Source organism: Bacillus sp. MT(2024) (assembly GCF_036362845.1).
In the GTDB taxonomy this organism is placed as follows: Bacteria; Bacillota; Bacilli; order Bacillales; family Bacillaceae; genus Bacillus; species Bacillus velezensis.
The window spans coordinates 1005773-1019840 of sequence record NZ_CP143632.1 but is presented as its reverse complement, the minus strand read 5'-3'; the positions used below and the strand labels follow the sequence as shown (position 1 = coordinate 1019840).

Below are 14068 nucleotides of genomic sequence, written 5' to 3'. Positions count from 1 at the left end.
GCGTGTTTTTTATTTGAACAGCTCTCCGCCGCCATTTACAGACCGCCAGTTTGCTGAAAGATCACGGAACAGCCGTTCAGCAAATAACAGTTCTTCATCTGTATAGCGGTCTAAAAACGCCAAGAGCCGCTTTTTTATCAATTCATGATATTCATGATGAAGGGAATGCAGCTCTTTCCCGGCAGGAGTCAGCCGGAAATAGACTTCTTTTTTATTGTCGCTCAGCCGGGTTCTGCGCAGGAAGCCGGCTTCCAAAAACTTCGCGCAGCTTCTCGACACGGTCGGCTTTGTCGTCTTCATTTTTTCCGCTATTGACGTGACATTGATCGGTTCATGATCTCCGATACACGACAAAATGTGAATTTCCGTCAAGGTCAATTGTAACTTTTTCCCGTTTTCTTCACGGAGTTCATCCATCCGTCCGGCCAACGACGCCCTGATATCCTCCTGGCACCTCTCCTGCTCGTGAAAAATATCTGTCAGCCCTTCAAGAATCATGTGTTTTGCATGGTCTGGCTGTCTTCTGTCCAACTGCTGAGTCACCCCTCCGTATTGATTGTTTCTTTTACTATAACGTTTTGTTACACAAGAAACAATCACACAGACGCATAAAAAGGTTATCAGATGAATAATCCCCATCTCTCCAAACCGGCCAGAACGCCTTCTTCCGCTTCACGTCCCGATCCGCCGGCTGCCCATGCCGCATGGCCGTCCGGCCGGATTAAAACGGTGTGGACGTCGTTCCAATCGGCACGTGTTTCAGCAAGCTCCGCCCTGACTGCTGCCACGCTTTCCGTATCAATACCGGCGGGAATGCTCCCTCTTAATGACAGAAGCACAAAGCCGCCCTTGCGGAGAAAATCATACAGCCGGGCCGGCCGCCCGTCATGAAGGGTCAGTTCGATATCCGGCAGGCGTTTTCCGTTCAGGGTATGCGGCGGCAGCTCCGCATCCGGTTCATAATGCAGATCAAGCGCGGATACTTTTCCCGCCAATAAACGGTTGGACTCCTGAAAATCCAGCAAAGCGGTCATCGTTTCTCTTAATGCCATCCCCGACTCGGTAAAATCCATGAGCTTGATCTGCGTTTTGATATTGTGCAGCACTTCTTTTCCTGTGCTGTGCCTTTCCTGATGATAGCTGTCCAGAAGATGAGGCGCCGCTTTTCCCTTCATTTGCGCCGCCAGCTTCCAGCCGAGATTGACGGCATCCTGAAGCCCCGTATTCAGGCCTTGGCCGCCTGCGGGAAAATGAATGTGCGCCGCATCCCCAGCCACAAAAACCCGGCCGGAGCGGTACTGCTCAGCCTGACGCTCGGCATTGCCGAACCGCGACATCCATACCGGATCACTCAATCCGAAATCAGTGCCGCATATCCGCCGCAGGTCTTCTTTCAGCTCATTTTCGGTGACCGGCTCTTCCTTCCGCTTTTGCAGGACGTGCGGAGAAACGATGAGGACGCGGAAAAGTCCGTCCGTAAGAGGGATAATCACAACCGATCCCTCCAGGCGGCACGTTGAAAAAAAGGAAGATTCGGGCGGATGTTTCAAAGCGGCATCACAAAGGGTTCCTGTTAAGTCGGCATCAGTGCCCGAAAAAGCGATGCCCGCCTGTTTCCGGACAATGCTCCCCGCTCCGTCTGTACCCGCGGCATATAAGCTGTGAAGAGTGCGGATTCCGCTTTCGTCCCGGAACACCGTCTCCACTCCGTCATCCGTCTGGGTGACAGCCACCGCTTCCGCCCCGCGGATGATATTTGCGCCGAGACTTGATGCATACTCCTCCAACATCCGCTCCGTTTCTGCCTGAGGCAGCATTAACGAATAATTCTGCTTCGTATCCAGCCGAGAAAAATCCAGCCGTGTATCCAGCATGGAAAAATGGCCGGAAGACACCTTCGTCCCTTGATCCGCAAAGCGTTCCAATATGCCTCTCATGGCAAAAAGCTCAAGTGTGCGCGGATGCATGATAAGCGCTTTGGAATATGGCACCGTCTTCTTCAATCGTTCAATGACAGTCGTTTTCACTCCGGCCAGCGCCAGTTCTGATGCAAGCATAAGCCCGACCGGACCTCCCCCGATAATGGCAGCCTGTGTTTTCATTTCATCAGCCCTCTTTCATATTTTTGTTGCGTGCGTAACAAAAATATCAAAAATAAAACGCATCCTTTTTTTGTTTCGCGCGTAACAATTTTCATTATAGTCTTTCCTCTGCTTTTTGACAATCATTTCCGAAAAAAAGACGCCGTTCACTTGGCGTCTGATTCACTGATGACTCCGACAATGTCTTTATCCTTAATCGGACCGAAATGACGGCTGTCGAGGCTGTATATGCGGTTGTCGCCAATAACAAAGTATTGTCCCTTCGGTATGCTTTTGCGCCCGGTCGTTTCCTTCAGCGTATAATCACCGGTCACATGGCTCCCGGCGGACAATGATGACTTTAACGGTTTTAAAAACGGTTCCGCCACCCGTTTTCCATTCACATACAGCTGATCCTCCCTGTATGCGATTGACTCGCCGGGGAGCCCGATGACACGTTTGATCAGCACTTTGCGGTGCGGGCCTTTAAACAGAACAATATCGAAACGGCGGATCGTTTTGTAACGATGGGAAAACTTGTTGACCATCAGCTCATTTCCTTGTTTAAAGGTCGGATTCATGCTGATTCCTTCGACTTTATAATCAATAAAAATGGCATTCTTTAATTGTATGGCCAAAACAACGATAAGCACGCCGGCTATAAACCAAAATCGTTTTTTCAAGATTCCTGTCTCCCTCCGTCTTTCTCATGCTGACTGATTCTCGTCTGTAAACGCCGTTCGATATGCTTTCCGGCATACCACAGCACCGCGATCACCATTATGGCGCCCGCCATCCTGAAAGGCTGTGTAATGAGTGCGTGAAGATCATACCCGATAAAACTGATCATAAAGATCATAACCATTTTCCCCATAGCGGCTGCTGATATAAACTGCAGCGCCCCTACCCGTGACAGACCGGCAACGATATGAACCGCAGCGGACGGCGTAAAGGGGAAGCAAAGTAAAATAAACAGCGGACCGAAACCGTGCCGCTCAACCCAGAGCATCATCCGCCTTATGGTCTGATGCCTGCGGATGAAACCGAAAGCTCTCTTCTGTCCGAAACGGCGGACGGCATAAAACATCAGCATCGATCCTGACGCAGACCCGAGCCATGACAGAAAAAAACCTTCCCACAAACCAAATGCATTCGTATTCGCCACCACAAATACAACGAGCGGCAAAAACGGAAGAAACGCTTCAATAAAAGGCAGTACAGCCGCAGCAGCCGGGCCGAAAGCTCTATAGCTTTGGAACCATTCCGTCAGCTGTTCCTCAGTCAAATATGATAAAAATTGCTCCAACGTTTATACTCCTTAACGAGTTTGTCTATCCTTATTCTACACATTATCTCCAAAAAACGAAAATGTTTACGAGATTTTCCGACTTGAAATATCGTGTAAGCGAGTATAAAATAAGAACAAATGTTCTCTTTTTTAAGAAAGAAGGAGTATTTATGCCTGACATTCGGAGCGGCACCCGCGATCTCATCGAAAAAGGGCTGTTTCTGCCCATGGCGGCTGCCATCCTGAACCGGGACCTCGAAGCGCTTGATTCGTGCCCGTTCAAATTAAAACAACCCTATAAACAGCTTATCAGCTGCTCTTTAAAATTAGCACAAAAGGATTTGAGTGATGTTCGAAAAGAGTTAAGAAAGCGTAAAATTAAAATATACGAAGCGGAAAGAGACGAAGCATTTACGCTTTATATATGCACCATTAACGGCTATGAAGAAAAACACCGTTATTTCAACCCGAGAATACGGGAACAGGTAACCGCCTTATTGGAATATTACCTGTCTCTTGCGACCATTTAAAAAGCAGCCGGGACTGCTTTTCCTTTTCAGTTGATAAATTTCAGACTATTCACACTATACATTCGACATGATTTTCTTTATAATCGGGACACGCTGTTTTCAATGAAAAGGAGGAATGTTATGAAACTGATTCATGTTCTCGCCGCCCTGCCCTTTTTCGGAATTCTCGCCGGCATTCCATTTGCCAACCGGGTGACGCCTTATGTTTTCGGAATGCCTTTCATTCTCGCATATGTCGTCATCTGGGCGGTGCTGACTTCCGTTCTGATGGCCGCCGTTTACAAATTGGACAAAGAAAACAAGGCGGGTGAGACGGAATGAACGCAGCATTTCCCGTAATGGCCGCCGTGCTCCTGTTTTGTGTATATCTCGGAATCCGGGCCCGAAAAGGAAAACATATGGACCTTGAACAATGGACGGTGGGCGGACGCGGCTTCGGCACGATGTTTGTCTTTTTATTAATGGCGGGAGAAATATACACGACCTTTACATTCCTCGGCGGAAGCGGATGGGCTTACGGAAAAGGAGGCCCGGCCTTTTATATTATCGCGTACGGCTGCCTTGCCTACATTTTGTCATATTGGCTTCTGCCAGCCGTGTGGACTTACGCCAAACAACACAAACTGATGTCGCAATCAGATTTTTTCATTTCAAAATACAACAGCCCGCTCCTCGGCATTCTCGTATCGCTCGTCGGCATCGCATCCCTCATCCCCTATCTCGTCCTGCAGCTGAAAGGGCTCGGATTAATTGTTTCAGCAACGTCATACGGACAGATTCCGCCCTCCGCCGCTGTCTGGATCGGTGCTGTCTCCATCACGATTTATGTGATGATTTCAGGAATCCATGGTTCAGCGTGGATATCCGTCGTCAAAGATATCATGATTTTAGGCATCGTCCTGTATTTAGGCATTTATCTGCCCATTCATTATTACGGCGGGTTTACGGAGATGTTCAAACAAATTGACGCCGCAAAACCCGGTTTTCTCACGCTGCCGGAAACCGGACAGAGCGTTTCCTGGTTCAGCTCAACGGTTTTGCTGACCGCCCTCGGCTTTTATATGTGGCCTCATACCTTTGCCGCTTCCTATTCGGCGGAGCATCCGCGGGTGTTTCGGAAAAATGCGATCATCATGCCTCTTTATCAGCTCGTCCTGCTGTTTGTCATCTTTACCGGATTTGCGGCGATTCTGCAGGTGCCCGGTTTAAAAGGGGCGGACACGGATCTCGCCTTATTAAAGCTGTCTGTGAAAACCTTTGATCCCTGGTTTGTCGGGCTGATCGGATCGGCGGGCATTCTGACGGCGCTTGTGCCCGGTTCAATGATATTAATGGCCTCAAGCACGCTGTTCGCCAAAAATGTGTACAAAGCCATTCGGCCCGGCACGACTGACGAAAAAGTCTCACGGCTCGCAAAATACGCCGTACCCGTCATCGCGCTGATATCCGTATATTTTACGCTGAAAGGCGGAAATACCATCGTCACCTTGCTTTTAATGGGCTACAGCCTTGTCACCCAGCTTTTCCCCGCCCTCTTATTCAGCCTGCCGAAGCGGCGTTTCATCACAAGCCACGGCGCTTTTGCCGGCATAACGGCCGGGGTCGGAACGGTGGCCTTCATTACGCTGACCGAATCAACCGTCGGAACCCTCTTTCCGTTTCTTCCGCAGATCGTTAAGGATATGAATACAGGCATCATCGCGCTGGTTCTGAACATTGCCGTCATGTTTGCAGTCAGCGCCGCAGTCAGAAAAAAACAAATCAGCGCAGCCGAAAAGGCGGCTTAATGATAAAATAGCGGTAAGACACATGAAGGGGGAAAGCCGCATGATCATGACAACGACCGAAACCGTCGCCGGAAAACAGATTACGGAAGTAAAAGGCTTGGTGACAAGCAGTATCGTCCAGTCCCGTCACATCGGCAAAGATTTGCTTGCAGGCTTAAAATCTGTCGTCGGCGGCGAATTAAAAAGCTATACCGAAATGCTGGAAGACTCCAAAAAAGCGGTGAAAGAGCGGCTGATCAGAGAGGCCGAGCAGCTCGGAGCGAACGCCATCGTCGGCCTGCGGTTCGAACTGACCGCAGGACAGAACACATCCGAATTAATCGGATACGGAACCGCCGTCACCGCCGAATCCATTTAAAAAAACAAGCCTCTTTAAAGAGGCTTGTTTTTTTATTTCTCACATGCGATATAGTCTTTATCCCGGTCAAGTCTTTTATTTGCATTGTAAAGCGCTTTTGATACATACGGCTTGTACTTTGTTCTGCCGCCCTTGTTTTTCACTTTCGACGATTTGGCCACGCCGCCTTTATACACCTTATTCAGCGCCTTGCAGTTTTGATACGTTTTTACCTTTGTTTTCGCTTCTGCCGTCTGCCCCGCCCCGTATGAACAACCGAACACCAGGCCGAAAGACAAAAGCATAGCTGCCGTCTTTTTCATTTCTATCCTATCCCCTTTCCTGAATCATGTTGTATGGCTGAACATATCATAGTTCAAATAATCTCCATTTACAAGATAAATAGGAAAATAGTTTTAATTTATGTCCGCCCGTATATCTTTTATGGAATTTTTCCCAAAACCTTTTATAATATGAATTGATAGCGCTATCTGACTATGATGATAGGAGGAGAAATGATGATGAAAAAAGGGCTTGTTGCGGGTGTTCTCACTACAGCCGTTCTATTCGGCGCATGTACGGCGGATATTCCGGGGGTGATCAGTCCAAATACGGCGGAAGCGGCGTCCCAGCTCAGTAAAGGAATCGGCGGAAGGGCCTATCTGAACAGCACGGGCTCAGTTCTCGTCACGAAAATTCAGCTTCCAAGCTCGATTCAGGTGTCAAATGGGACAGCCTATATTTACTCAGGATTTACCGGAGGCACAGAGGCTGATATCGGGCTTCAGTACAGTGACACCTATCATGTATGGAAACCGATCATGAAAGTCGGTTCAAAGGGACAAGGCCAGATCCGGTATCTGGAAGGAGAAAGCCAATTCACTTATACGAAAGGCTTCCGGCCCGGCAGCACCGTACAGCTGACCATTTACAAAAATCTGAACGGCAATACCCGCGCCACATATTGGGGCACGAATAATGACGGATACACCGGCCGCATCATCTCAGAACTCGCCCAAACAAATGTAGGCTCTGTCTCAAAATGGAAAGCGCTCGCCACCGTTGCGGTCACATCAGAGGATCAGCGCCCTTACATCAAATCAAACTTCTCAACAGCCTTTACGAACATCACGATCGACAATAAAGCAGTCACCCCTGTGATTGATACACAGGATTTTGCCAAATTGACAGTGTCAGGCAGCAGCGTCAGCATGTCTGTCGTCAAATAAAGAATGTTGGACGCACGATTTCTGTCATCGTGCGTTTCGTGAGGGTCTGCCGGATACGCAAATCCCTTATTTTTCGGATTACGTTTAATAAAAAACAGCCCTCCTCAGGGTTGTTTTTTAACATTTCTTTCATTATTTCCGCCAAAACGCTGAGCAGTCCGCCTTATCCTGGATATTGAATTGAATCATGCTTTCAAGCAGCTCATAATGCACCGGTTCAGTCCATTGAATTCTGAACAAACGGGAAGTAGCGCTGTAGCCGGCACGGGCAATGTCGTCGGCAAAATGCGCAATTCCAGCTTCTTCGGGGGAAACACTTACATGATGCTTTGCTGCCGCAAAGCCGATAACAAACGTGCCGTGATCGGTAAACATCGGCGTGTTCCACTTGATCTGCGGTGTTAAACCCGGGAATTGCTCAGCCGTCCACGACAGGATTTCCTCCATTCGCAGACGATGATCAGGGCTGTCGATACTTGATAAATAGTCTTTGAAAACGTCCATGTCTTCCTCCTTCAACATCACGTCCGCTAGCGCCAAAACCCCGGATTTTCAGCTTTTTCCTTGATGTTAAATTCGATGATCTTCTTAAGCAGATCATAGTGCACCGGATCAGTCCACCGAATTCTGAACAGGCGTGAAGAAGCGCTGTACCCGGCTTGGGCGATGTCATCGGCAAAATGCTCCATCGTCTCTTTTTCAGGTAAAATGCTCAAATGATTTTTTGCCGCGGCAAACATAATGATATAGGTGCCGTGATCGGTAAATGTCGGTTTGTTCCACTTGATCTGTGCTTCTAAGTTCGGAAATTGGTCAGCCGTCCACGACAAAATTTCCTCTGCTTTGAGACGGTGATCCGGGTTATCGATTCCTGATATATATTTTGCAAACACATCCATGCCCATCTCTCCTAAAATGAAATATCATTACTCTTTACATCATCATAGCCAACAGACGGACACGATACAACTCTATCCGGGCATGTAAATCGAAAAAAGCCCTTCCTAAAAGGAAAGGGCCCGTCCCTTCACATCACAGCTTTCTCTAATATCTCTCCCCCAGCTCCCGCAAAATAAAGTCGTAGATCATTCTTGTCCGCTCTTCTTTCGGATACAGCATGAATTCCTGCCGCTTCGGGATATGACTGCCCATCCTGTCCTGAAAAGTGGTTCTGAGATAGGCGGTTCTGTAAACCTGATTTTCAAAAGAATGATAGGATACTTCCAGTTCCATCGTTTTGCCGTTTGAGAACGTGACCGCTGTGTCATCAAATGCCGTCGGTTGAAAATCTTTAACGTGCACATGAGATATCCAGCCGCATTGAGGCCTTGCAGAAGAAAGTGTAGGGAATAAAAAGATGTGATTTGAAGGGTCCACCATAATCGGCGGCTTGTGAGAAATTTTAATCGCTTCATATGTTCCTGCTTTTCTCCCGGCATAGCTGGAGCCAAAGTAGCGGCAGCTTCTGTCGATGATGTGAATCGGCTTCATGCTGACATACAGAATGCAGTCTTTTTCAATGACCTTCGACCCCATTTTACCGTCTATTTCCTCAGGCAAAACAGCGATGGTTGAACGATTTACTTCGTAGCTTTCTAAGGGTGCGTGTGTTTTCTGGCACATGATGTGCAGCCTCCAATCCTTTTCTTGAAAATTTATACTAATAATCTATCATCTGTCATTGGAAAACGACAGGTTTTTTTTGAATATAGCTAAAAATCACCTTTTAAAGCTGTAATTTAGTCTTAAATTACTATTTAAATATTATTTTTCTTTTTCATTTCACCTCATTTATACAATGATCATTTTCGTTTTTTCGTCAATTTGCAGGATATGTCGATATATTTCCAAGTATTAGTTGTCTAAAGATTATAAAAATTAATTGATTTTTCCGGCCGTTATCCATATACTATAAAAAAGGCATTGGGGGGATTCTTTATGAAAGAGAAAAAGTCGTACACTGAGCTCATGAAGTCCCGCAACACGGAAAAAGCAAACGAATTCGATGTGACAATGGCCGATATTTACATTCAAATGGTGCTTGATGAATCCTTGTATAAACGCCGGATCGCCATGCTGACAATGCAGATTAATAAGGCGCTTGATGATAAAAATAAAGAAGCGTTCCTCACGCTTTCAAAAGAATATGCCGCTCTCAAACAGAGTGAATAAGCCAATCCATATGGATTGGCTTTTTTTACATTATCCGTTTACGATGGTGCCGCCGTTCACATGAATCGTCTGTCCCGTGACATAGGAAGAATCATCGCTTGCTAAGTACAAATAGCTCGGCGCCACTTCAACAGGCTCTCCCGGGCGCTGCATCGGCACGTCTGAGCCGAAGACTTCCACTTCCTTCGCCGAGAAGCTCGCCGGGATCAGCGGCGTCCAGATCGGCCCCGGCGCCACTGCGTTTACCCTGATGCCCTGAGTGACAAGAGATTGGGAAAGAGATCTTGTAAACGTGACGATCGCCCCTTTTGTCGCTGAATAGTCAATCAATGTTTTGTGGCCTTTATAGGCGGTAATGGAGGCCGTATTAATGATTGAACTTCCTTTTTTCAGGTGAGGGAGCGCGGCTTTCGTTAAGTAAAACATTGAAAAAATATTCGTCTGAAACGTTCTGATGAGCTGGTGGCTCGTGATTTTCTCAATCCCCGGCTGCACGTGCTGCTCACCCGCGTTATTGACCAGGATGTCAATGGAAGGAAAGGCTTGGCCCGCCTGGCGGATGACATCGTTGCAAAAGGCTTCGTCGCCGACATCCCCTGCGATCAGCAGACACTTCGCCCCCTCTTTTTCTACATATTGCTTCGTCTCTTCGGCATCCTGATGCTCATCAAAGTAAACGATGACCACATTAGCGCCTTCCTTCGCGAATAAAACGGATACGGCGCGGCCGATCCCGCTGTCTCCGCCCGTGATGATCGCCGTTTTTCCTTCAAGTTTTTTCGCCGCTTTCGGTTTGTCAAAAACGGGGCGCGGGTCCATTACATATTCAAAGCCCGGCTGCCGGTTTTGATGCTGCGGCGGCAAGGTTTTCTTCTTCTGATTCGCCATTTTGATCACTCCTTTACATTAATTACTATATTATGAGTAATTTGAGCATCTTATACGAATTTCATGTATGAACAGAGTCTTATTGGAAAAATTAAGAATATACAACAGAGGAGGTAAATCTGAATTGACTACTTTTTCAAACGAGGAACCGGCTTCCTATTGGAAAGCAACAGCTGACATTCCTTCCTTTCCCGCCCTCACTGAAGATACGGAATGCGACGTTGCGGTGATCGGCGGAGGAATTACGGGTCTGACAACGGCATACGAACTGACGAAAAGAGGATTCCGTGTCGCTGTCATTGAAGCAGACCGGATTTTAAACGGGACGACCGCGGGCACGACCGCAAAAATCACCGCCCAGCATGATTTCATCTATGCCGATCTTATTCAGCAGATCGGTCTGACCAGCGCAAGGCTGTATTTCGAAGCCCATCTCCGCGCCATGGAAGACATGAAGCAGATCATCAAGGACCTTTCGATTGACTGCAGACTGATTGAACAAGACGCATATCTTTACACCAATACAGAATCAGGCGTCAAAAAAATCCGCAGTGAGCAGGAAGCTTATACCAAGCTCGGTATTGAACACGAGCTTGTGAAAGAACTTCCCGTCCCCGTTGATTGCAGGCTCGGCCTCGCCATGAAGAATCAGGCACAATTCCATCCGCTTTTATATGGTGCGGCGCTCGTCAAAGAGATCGTTAAAAACGGGGCGCGGATTTTTGAACAGACGGCTGCGATCGACATAAAAAAAGAACCGCAGCCGGAAGTGGTCACGAAGAACAGACACGGCATCAAGTGCAGCTACATTGTCTGCTCTTCCCACTTTCCTTTTTATGACGGAGGCGGGCTTTATGCCGCCAGAATGTATGCCAGCAGATCCTACGTACTCGCGGTAAAACCGAAACAAGCGTATCCGGACGGGATGTATCTCAGCATAGACAAGCCGTCCAGATCACTGCGATACACCGATTTGAACGGTGAAAAACTGGTGCTTGTCGGCGGTGAAAGCCACAAAACAGGCCAAGGAAAAGAAATGTCCGGGCATTACGAAGCGCTGAAACAATTTGCGGAAGACACAATCGGAGTTGAAAGCATCCCATATCATTGGTCTGCACAAGACCTTGTCACCATTGACAAAATTCCGTTCATCGGTCCCATCTCAGGCGATGAAGAACATATTTTGGCGGCGACCGGTTTTAAAAAATGGGGGATGACAAGCTCAGCGCTCGCCGCGAAGCTTTTGGCTGATCATATCCAAAACAAAAAGAACCCGTTTTCCGGCCTGTTTATTCCGTCACGCTTCCACGCAGATCCCGGACTGAAAAAACTGATTTCCTATAATGCCGACGTGGCCAAACACCTTATCTCGGGCAAACTTGAGAGGCCGGACGCTTCGCCTGAGAGTCTTGGGCCCGGGGAGGGAAAAATCGTAACGGTAAACGGCAAACGGGCCGGCGCCTATAAAGATGAAAAAGGCTGTCTGCATCTTGTCGATACGACATGCACCCATTTAGGCTGTGAGGTTGAATGGAATGACGGCGAACGGACGTGGGACTGTCCATGTCACGGGTCCCGGTTCACACCCGACGGCGGGGTTGCCGAAGGTCCCGCCATCAAGCCGCTGAAACGTCTCACCCAAGATTGACTAAACCATTCTGTACGAATGGTTTTATTTTTTTCCGCATTAAAATATTTTTATCAGATTCCTTCATTCAAGTTCCTTCCAAACCGATAAAAAGAAAAAGAGAATATCTGGGGGAACTTATATTGTTATTTAAAAAAGACCGTAAAAAAGAAACAGCATATTTTTCAGAAGCCGATGGAAAAAAACGCATCGCGCTTTCAAATCAATATGCAGATGTCCAAAAACAGCTGAAAATGGTCAGGCTCGGAAACGAAGAACTTCATGTGCTTGAAGAGCTGCAGCCGTTAATTAAAGAACATATCTCAACAATCGTCGATTCCTTTTACCGAAATCTGGATCACGAAAAATCATTAATGACGATCATTAACGACCACAGCACGGTCGAGCGCCTGAAAAAAACATTACGGCGTCATATCCATGAGATGTTCGCCGGCACGATTGATGATGAATTCATTGAAAAAAGACAGCGCATCGCTTCCATCCACTTGCGGATCGGCCTTGAACCGAAATGGTATATGGGAGCGTTTCAGGATCTGCTTCTGTCGATGATGAACATATATGAAGCAACCATTCCGGATTTGCATGAGCTTTTAAAAGCGATCAAAGCGACGACGAAAATATTGAATCTTGAACAGCAGCTCGTCCTTGAAGCATTCCAGACTGAATATAACTGCCAGCGTGACGAACAAGAGGAAAAGAAAGCCCGTCTTCATCAGAAAATCCAGGAAACATCTGGATCACTCGCTGATTTGTTTTCAGAAACGAGCAGAGCCGTGCAGGAGCTGGTCGATAAATCCGAGGGCATTTCCGAGGCGTCAAAAGCCGGCACCGTCACTTCCGTACATGTCGAAGAAAAATCAATCGGCGGGAAAAAAGAGCTTGAAAGCCAGCAGCAGCAGATGAATAAAATCGACGCCAGCCTTCTGCAGATTGAAGAAGAAATGGACAAGCTGAATGACATCGCCCAACAGATCGAAAAAATCTTCGGCATCGTGACGGGGATCGCCGAGCAAACGAATCTCCTGTCACTCAACGCTTCAATAGAATCCGCGAGAGCCGGGGAGCACGGCAAAGGGTTCGCCGTTGTGGCGACGGAGGTAAGGAAGCTTTCAGAGGATACGAAAAAAACCGTTTCCACCGTATCAGAGCTTGTGAACAATACCAATACACAAATCAACATCGTGTCCAAACATATCAAAGATGTAAACGGACTTGTAAGCGAAACGAAAGAAAAAATGACGCAGATCAACCGTCTGTTTGATGACATCGTCCAAAGCATGAAAACGAGCAAAGACCAGACAGGCAAAATCGACGTTGATTTGCAGGCCTTTCTCGGCGGCCTTCAAGAAGTCAGCCGCGCCGTTTCCCACGTTGCATCATCCGTTGATTCACTTGTTATCCTTACAGAAGAATAAAGATAAACCGACCGGCCTTTTTCATAAAGGGCCGGTCTTTTTATTGTCAACTCAAAATATAATAGAGTTGACATATATAAAGACTCGCTTTATTGTATAAACATATTTTGATAAGCTGGAGGAATACATAATGAAATTGACAGAAATGATGCATATTGCCGTGTTTACCGCCATTATGGGACTTTTGGGGCTGCTCCCGCCGCTTTTCTTATCCTTTACGCCGGTTCCGATTACACTCCAGACGATCGGTGTGCTCTTATCGGGAAGCATCCTGAAACCGAAAGCGGCGTTTTTAAGCCAATTGCTTTTTTTGCTGATTGTGGCATGCGGAGCGCCTCTCCTTTCAGGCGGAAGAGGCGGGTTCGGGGTTTTTTTCGGGCCGAGCGCCGGATATCTCATCGCATATCCGCTGGCGGCATTCCTGCTGAGCCTCAGCATCCAAGGCCTTCGCTCAGCTGCTGTCCCCCATTTGTTTATCAGACAGTTCTTGTTCGGCGTGCTGTTTTTGTATGTCATCGGCATTCCCGTTCAGGCTTTTATGATGCACATTGATATCTTGACTGCCGTAAAGCTCAGCCTCATCTATGTGCCCGGAGATCTGCTTAAAGCGGCCGCAGCCTCATTCGCAGCCGTAAGAATCAGAAAAACTCTTCAAGCTAGCCGGCTTTTGCCGACGAAAGGAAGCTGATTTTA

The 14068-nt window shown here is 47.5% G+C and carries 18 protein-coding genes and 1 pseudogene; 10 read left to right on the top strand and 9 right to left on the bottom strand.

What is annotated here, in order from left to right; all coding sequences use genetic code 11:
• Nucleotides 1-9: 9 nt before the first annotated feature.
• The 4 genes from VP472_RS05280 to VP472_RS05265 form a co-directional block, all read right to left on the bottom strand.
• A complete protein-coding gene (locus VP472_RS05280) occupies nucleotides 10-531 on the bottom strand; it encodes a MarR family transcriptional regulator (protein ID WP_012117244.1) in 522 nt (173 codons plus the stop codon).
• A gap of 89 nt (nucleotides 532-620) precedes the next feature.
• Nucleotides 621-2102: a monooxygenase gene (locus tag VP472_RS05275; RefSeq protein ID WP_146276465.1), complete on the bottom strand. Its 1482-nt coding sequence runs from the start codon at nucleotides 2100-2102 to the stop codon at nucleotides 621-623.
• A gap of 146 nt (nucleotides 2103-2248) precedes the next feature.
• Nucleotides 2249-2764 (bottom strand): signal peptidase I, encoded by a 516-nt coding sequence (lepB, locus tag VP472_RS05270; protein WP_003155158.1) that lies wholly within the window; start codon nucleotides 2762-2764, stop codon nucleotides 2249-2251.
• Nucleotides 2761-3387, bottom strand: coding sequence for a TVP38/TMEM64 family protein (locus VP472_RS05265; RefSeq protein WP_003155159.1), 627 nt, complete (start codon nucleotides 3385-3387; stop codon nucleotides 2761-2763). The genes lepB and VP472_RS05265 overlap by 4 nt, the downstream gene beginning before the upstream one ends.
• Nucleotides 3388-3539: 152 nt before the next feature.
• Here VP472_RS05265 and VP472_RS05260 point away from each other — a divergent pair, with 152 nt between their 5' ends.
• The 4 genes from VP472_RS05260 (at nucleotide 3540) to VP472_RS05245 (ending at nucleotide 6044) form a co-directional block, all read left to right on the top strand.
• Nucleotides 3540-3899 carry a YhjD family protein gene (locus VP472_RS05260; RefSeq protein WP_012117241.1) on the top strand — a complete coding sequence of 120 codons (360 nt, stop codon included), beginning with the start codon at nucleotides 3540-3542 and terminating at the stop codon, nucleotides 3897-3899.
• Nucleotides 3900-4019: 120 nt separating this feature from the next.
• Nucleotides 4020-4220: a DUF3311 domain-containing protein gene (locus VP472_RS05255; protein ID WP_003155162.1), complete on the top strand. Its 201-nt coding sequence runs from the start codon at nucleotides 4020-4022 to the stop codon at nucleotides 4218-4220.
• Nucleotides 4217-5686 (top strand): sodium:solute symporter family protein, encoded by a 1470-nt coding sequence (locus VP472_RS05250; RefSeq protein WP_063174181.1) that lies wholly within the window; start codon nucleotides 4217-4219, stop codon nucleotides 5684-5686. The genes VP472_RS05255 and VP472_RS05250 overlap by 4 nt, the downstream gene beginning before the upstream one ends.
• A gap of 40 nt (nucleotides 5687-5726) precedes the next feature.
• Complete coding sequence (locus VP472_RS05245) at nucleotides 5727-6044, top strand: YbjQ family protein (RefSeq protein ID WP_003155166.1); 318 nt, start codon at nucleotides 5727-5729, stop codon at nucleotides 6042-6044.
• 32 nt (nucleotides 6045-6076) lie between these two features.
• On the opposite strand, the gene VP472_RS05240 is transcribed toward VP472_RS05245, so the two are convergent.
• Nucleotides 6077-6346 (bottom strand): excalibur calcium-binding domain-containing protein, encoded by a 270-nt coding sequence (locus tag VP472_RS05240; protein WP_070081595.1) that lies wholly within the window; start codon nucleotides 6344-6346, stop codon nucleotides 6077-6079.
• Nucleotides 6347-6541: 195 nt separating this feature from the next.
• Here VP472_RS05240 and VP472_RS05235 point away from each other — a divergent pair, with 195 nt between their 5' ends.
• Complete coding sequence (locus tag VP472_RS05235) at nucleotides 6542-7252, top strand: YrpD family protein (RefSeq protein ID WP_146276463.1); 711 nt, start codon at nucleotides 6542-6544, stop codon at nucleotides 7250-7252.
• 132 nt (nucleotides 7253-7384) lie between these two features.
• On the opposite strand, the gene VP472_RS05230 is transcribed toward VP472_RS05235, so the two are convergent.
• The 3 genes from VP472_RS05230 to VP472_RS05220 all read right to left on the bottom strand — a co-directional run bounded on the left by VP472_RS05230 (nucleotide 7385) and on the right by VP472_RS05220 (nucleotide 8875).
• Entirely contained in the window at nucleotides 7385-7756 is a 372-nt protein-coding gene (locus tag VP472_RS05230) for an iron chaperone (protein ID WP_070081594.1), read from the bottom strand.
• A 26-nt stretch (nucleotides 7757-7782) separates the two neighbouring features.
• Nucleotides 7783-8151, bottom strand: coding sequence for an iron chaperone (locus VP472_RS05225; RefSeq protein ID WP_032874384.1), 369 nt, complete (start codon nucleotides 8149-8151; stop codon nucleotides 7783-7785).
• A gap of 145 nt (nucleotides 8152-8296) precedes the next feature.
• Entirely contained in the window at nucleotides 8297-8875 is a 579-nt protein-coding gene (locus VP472_RS05220; RefSeq protein ID WP_003155179.1) for a competence protein ComK, read from the bottom strand.
• 315 nt (nucleotides 8876-9190) lie between these two features.
• Here VP472_RS05220 and VP472_RS05215 point away from each other — a divergent pair, with 315 nt between their 5' ends.
• Nucleotides 9191-9424, top strand: a complete 234-nt coding sequence (locus VP472_RS05215; protein ID WP_003155181.1) for an IDEAL domain-containing protein — start codon at nucleotides 9191-9193, stop codon at nucleotides 9422-9424.
• 30 nt (nucleotides 9425-9454) lie between these two features.
• Here VP472_RS05215 and VP472_RS05210 read toward each other — a convergent pair whose 3' ends face one another.
• On the bottom strand, nucleotides 9455-10312 hold the full coding sequence (locus VP472_RS05210; protein ID WP_007610477.1) for an SDR family oxidoreductase: 858 nt from the start codon (nucleotides 10310-10312) through the stop codon (nucleotides 9455-9457).
• Between the two features lie 124 nt (nucleotides 10313-10436).
• Between VP472_RS05210 and VP472_RS05205 the strand changes: the two genes are divergently transcribed.
• From VP472_RS05205 to VP472_RS05195, 4 genes and pseudogenes are all read left to right on the top strand, one after another.
• Complete coding sequence (locus tag VP472_RS05205) at nucleotides 10437-11960, top strand: FAD-dependent oxidoreductase (protein ID WP_070081593.1); 1524 nt, start codon at nucleotides 10437-10439, stop codon at nucleotides 11958-11960.
• Nucleotides 11876-12616, top strand: a pseudogene (locus tag VP472_RS20075) (protoglobin domain-containing protein); the annotation flags it as partial. The gene VP472_RS05205 and the pseudogene VP472_RS20075, both read left to right, overlap by 85 nt.
• A gap of 243 nt (nucleotides 12617-12859) precedes the next feature.
• Nucleotides 12860-13375, top strand: a complete 516-nt coding sequence (locus VP472_RS20070; protein WP_369719112.1) for a methyl-accepting chemotaxis protein — start codon at nucleotides 12860-12862, stop codon at nucleotides 13373-13375.
• 130 nt (nucleotides 13376-13505) lie between these two features.
• Nucleotides 13506-14063, top strand: coding sequence for a biotin transporter BioY (locus VP472_RS05195; protein WP_029973185.1), 558 nt, complete (start codon nucleotides 13506-13508; stop codon nucleotides 14061-14063).
• Nucleotides 14064-14068 lie beyond the last annotated feature (5 nt).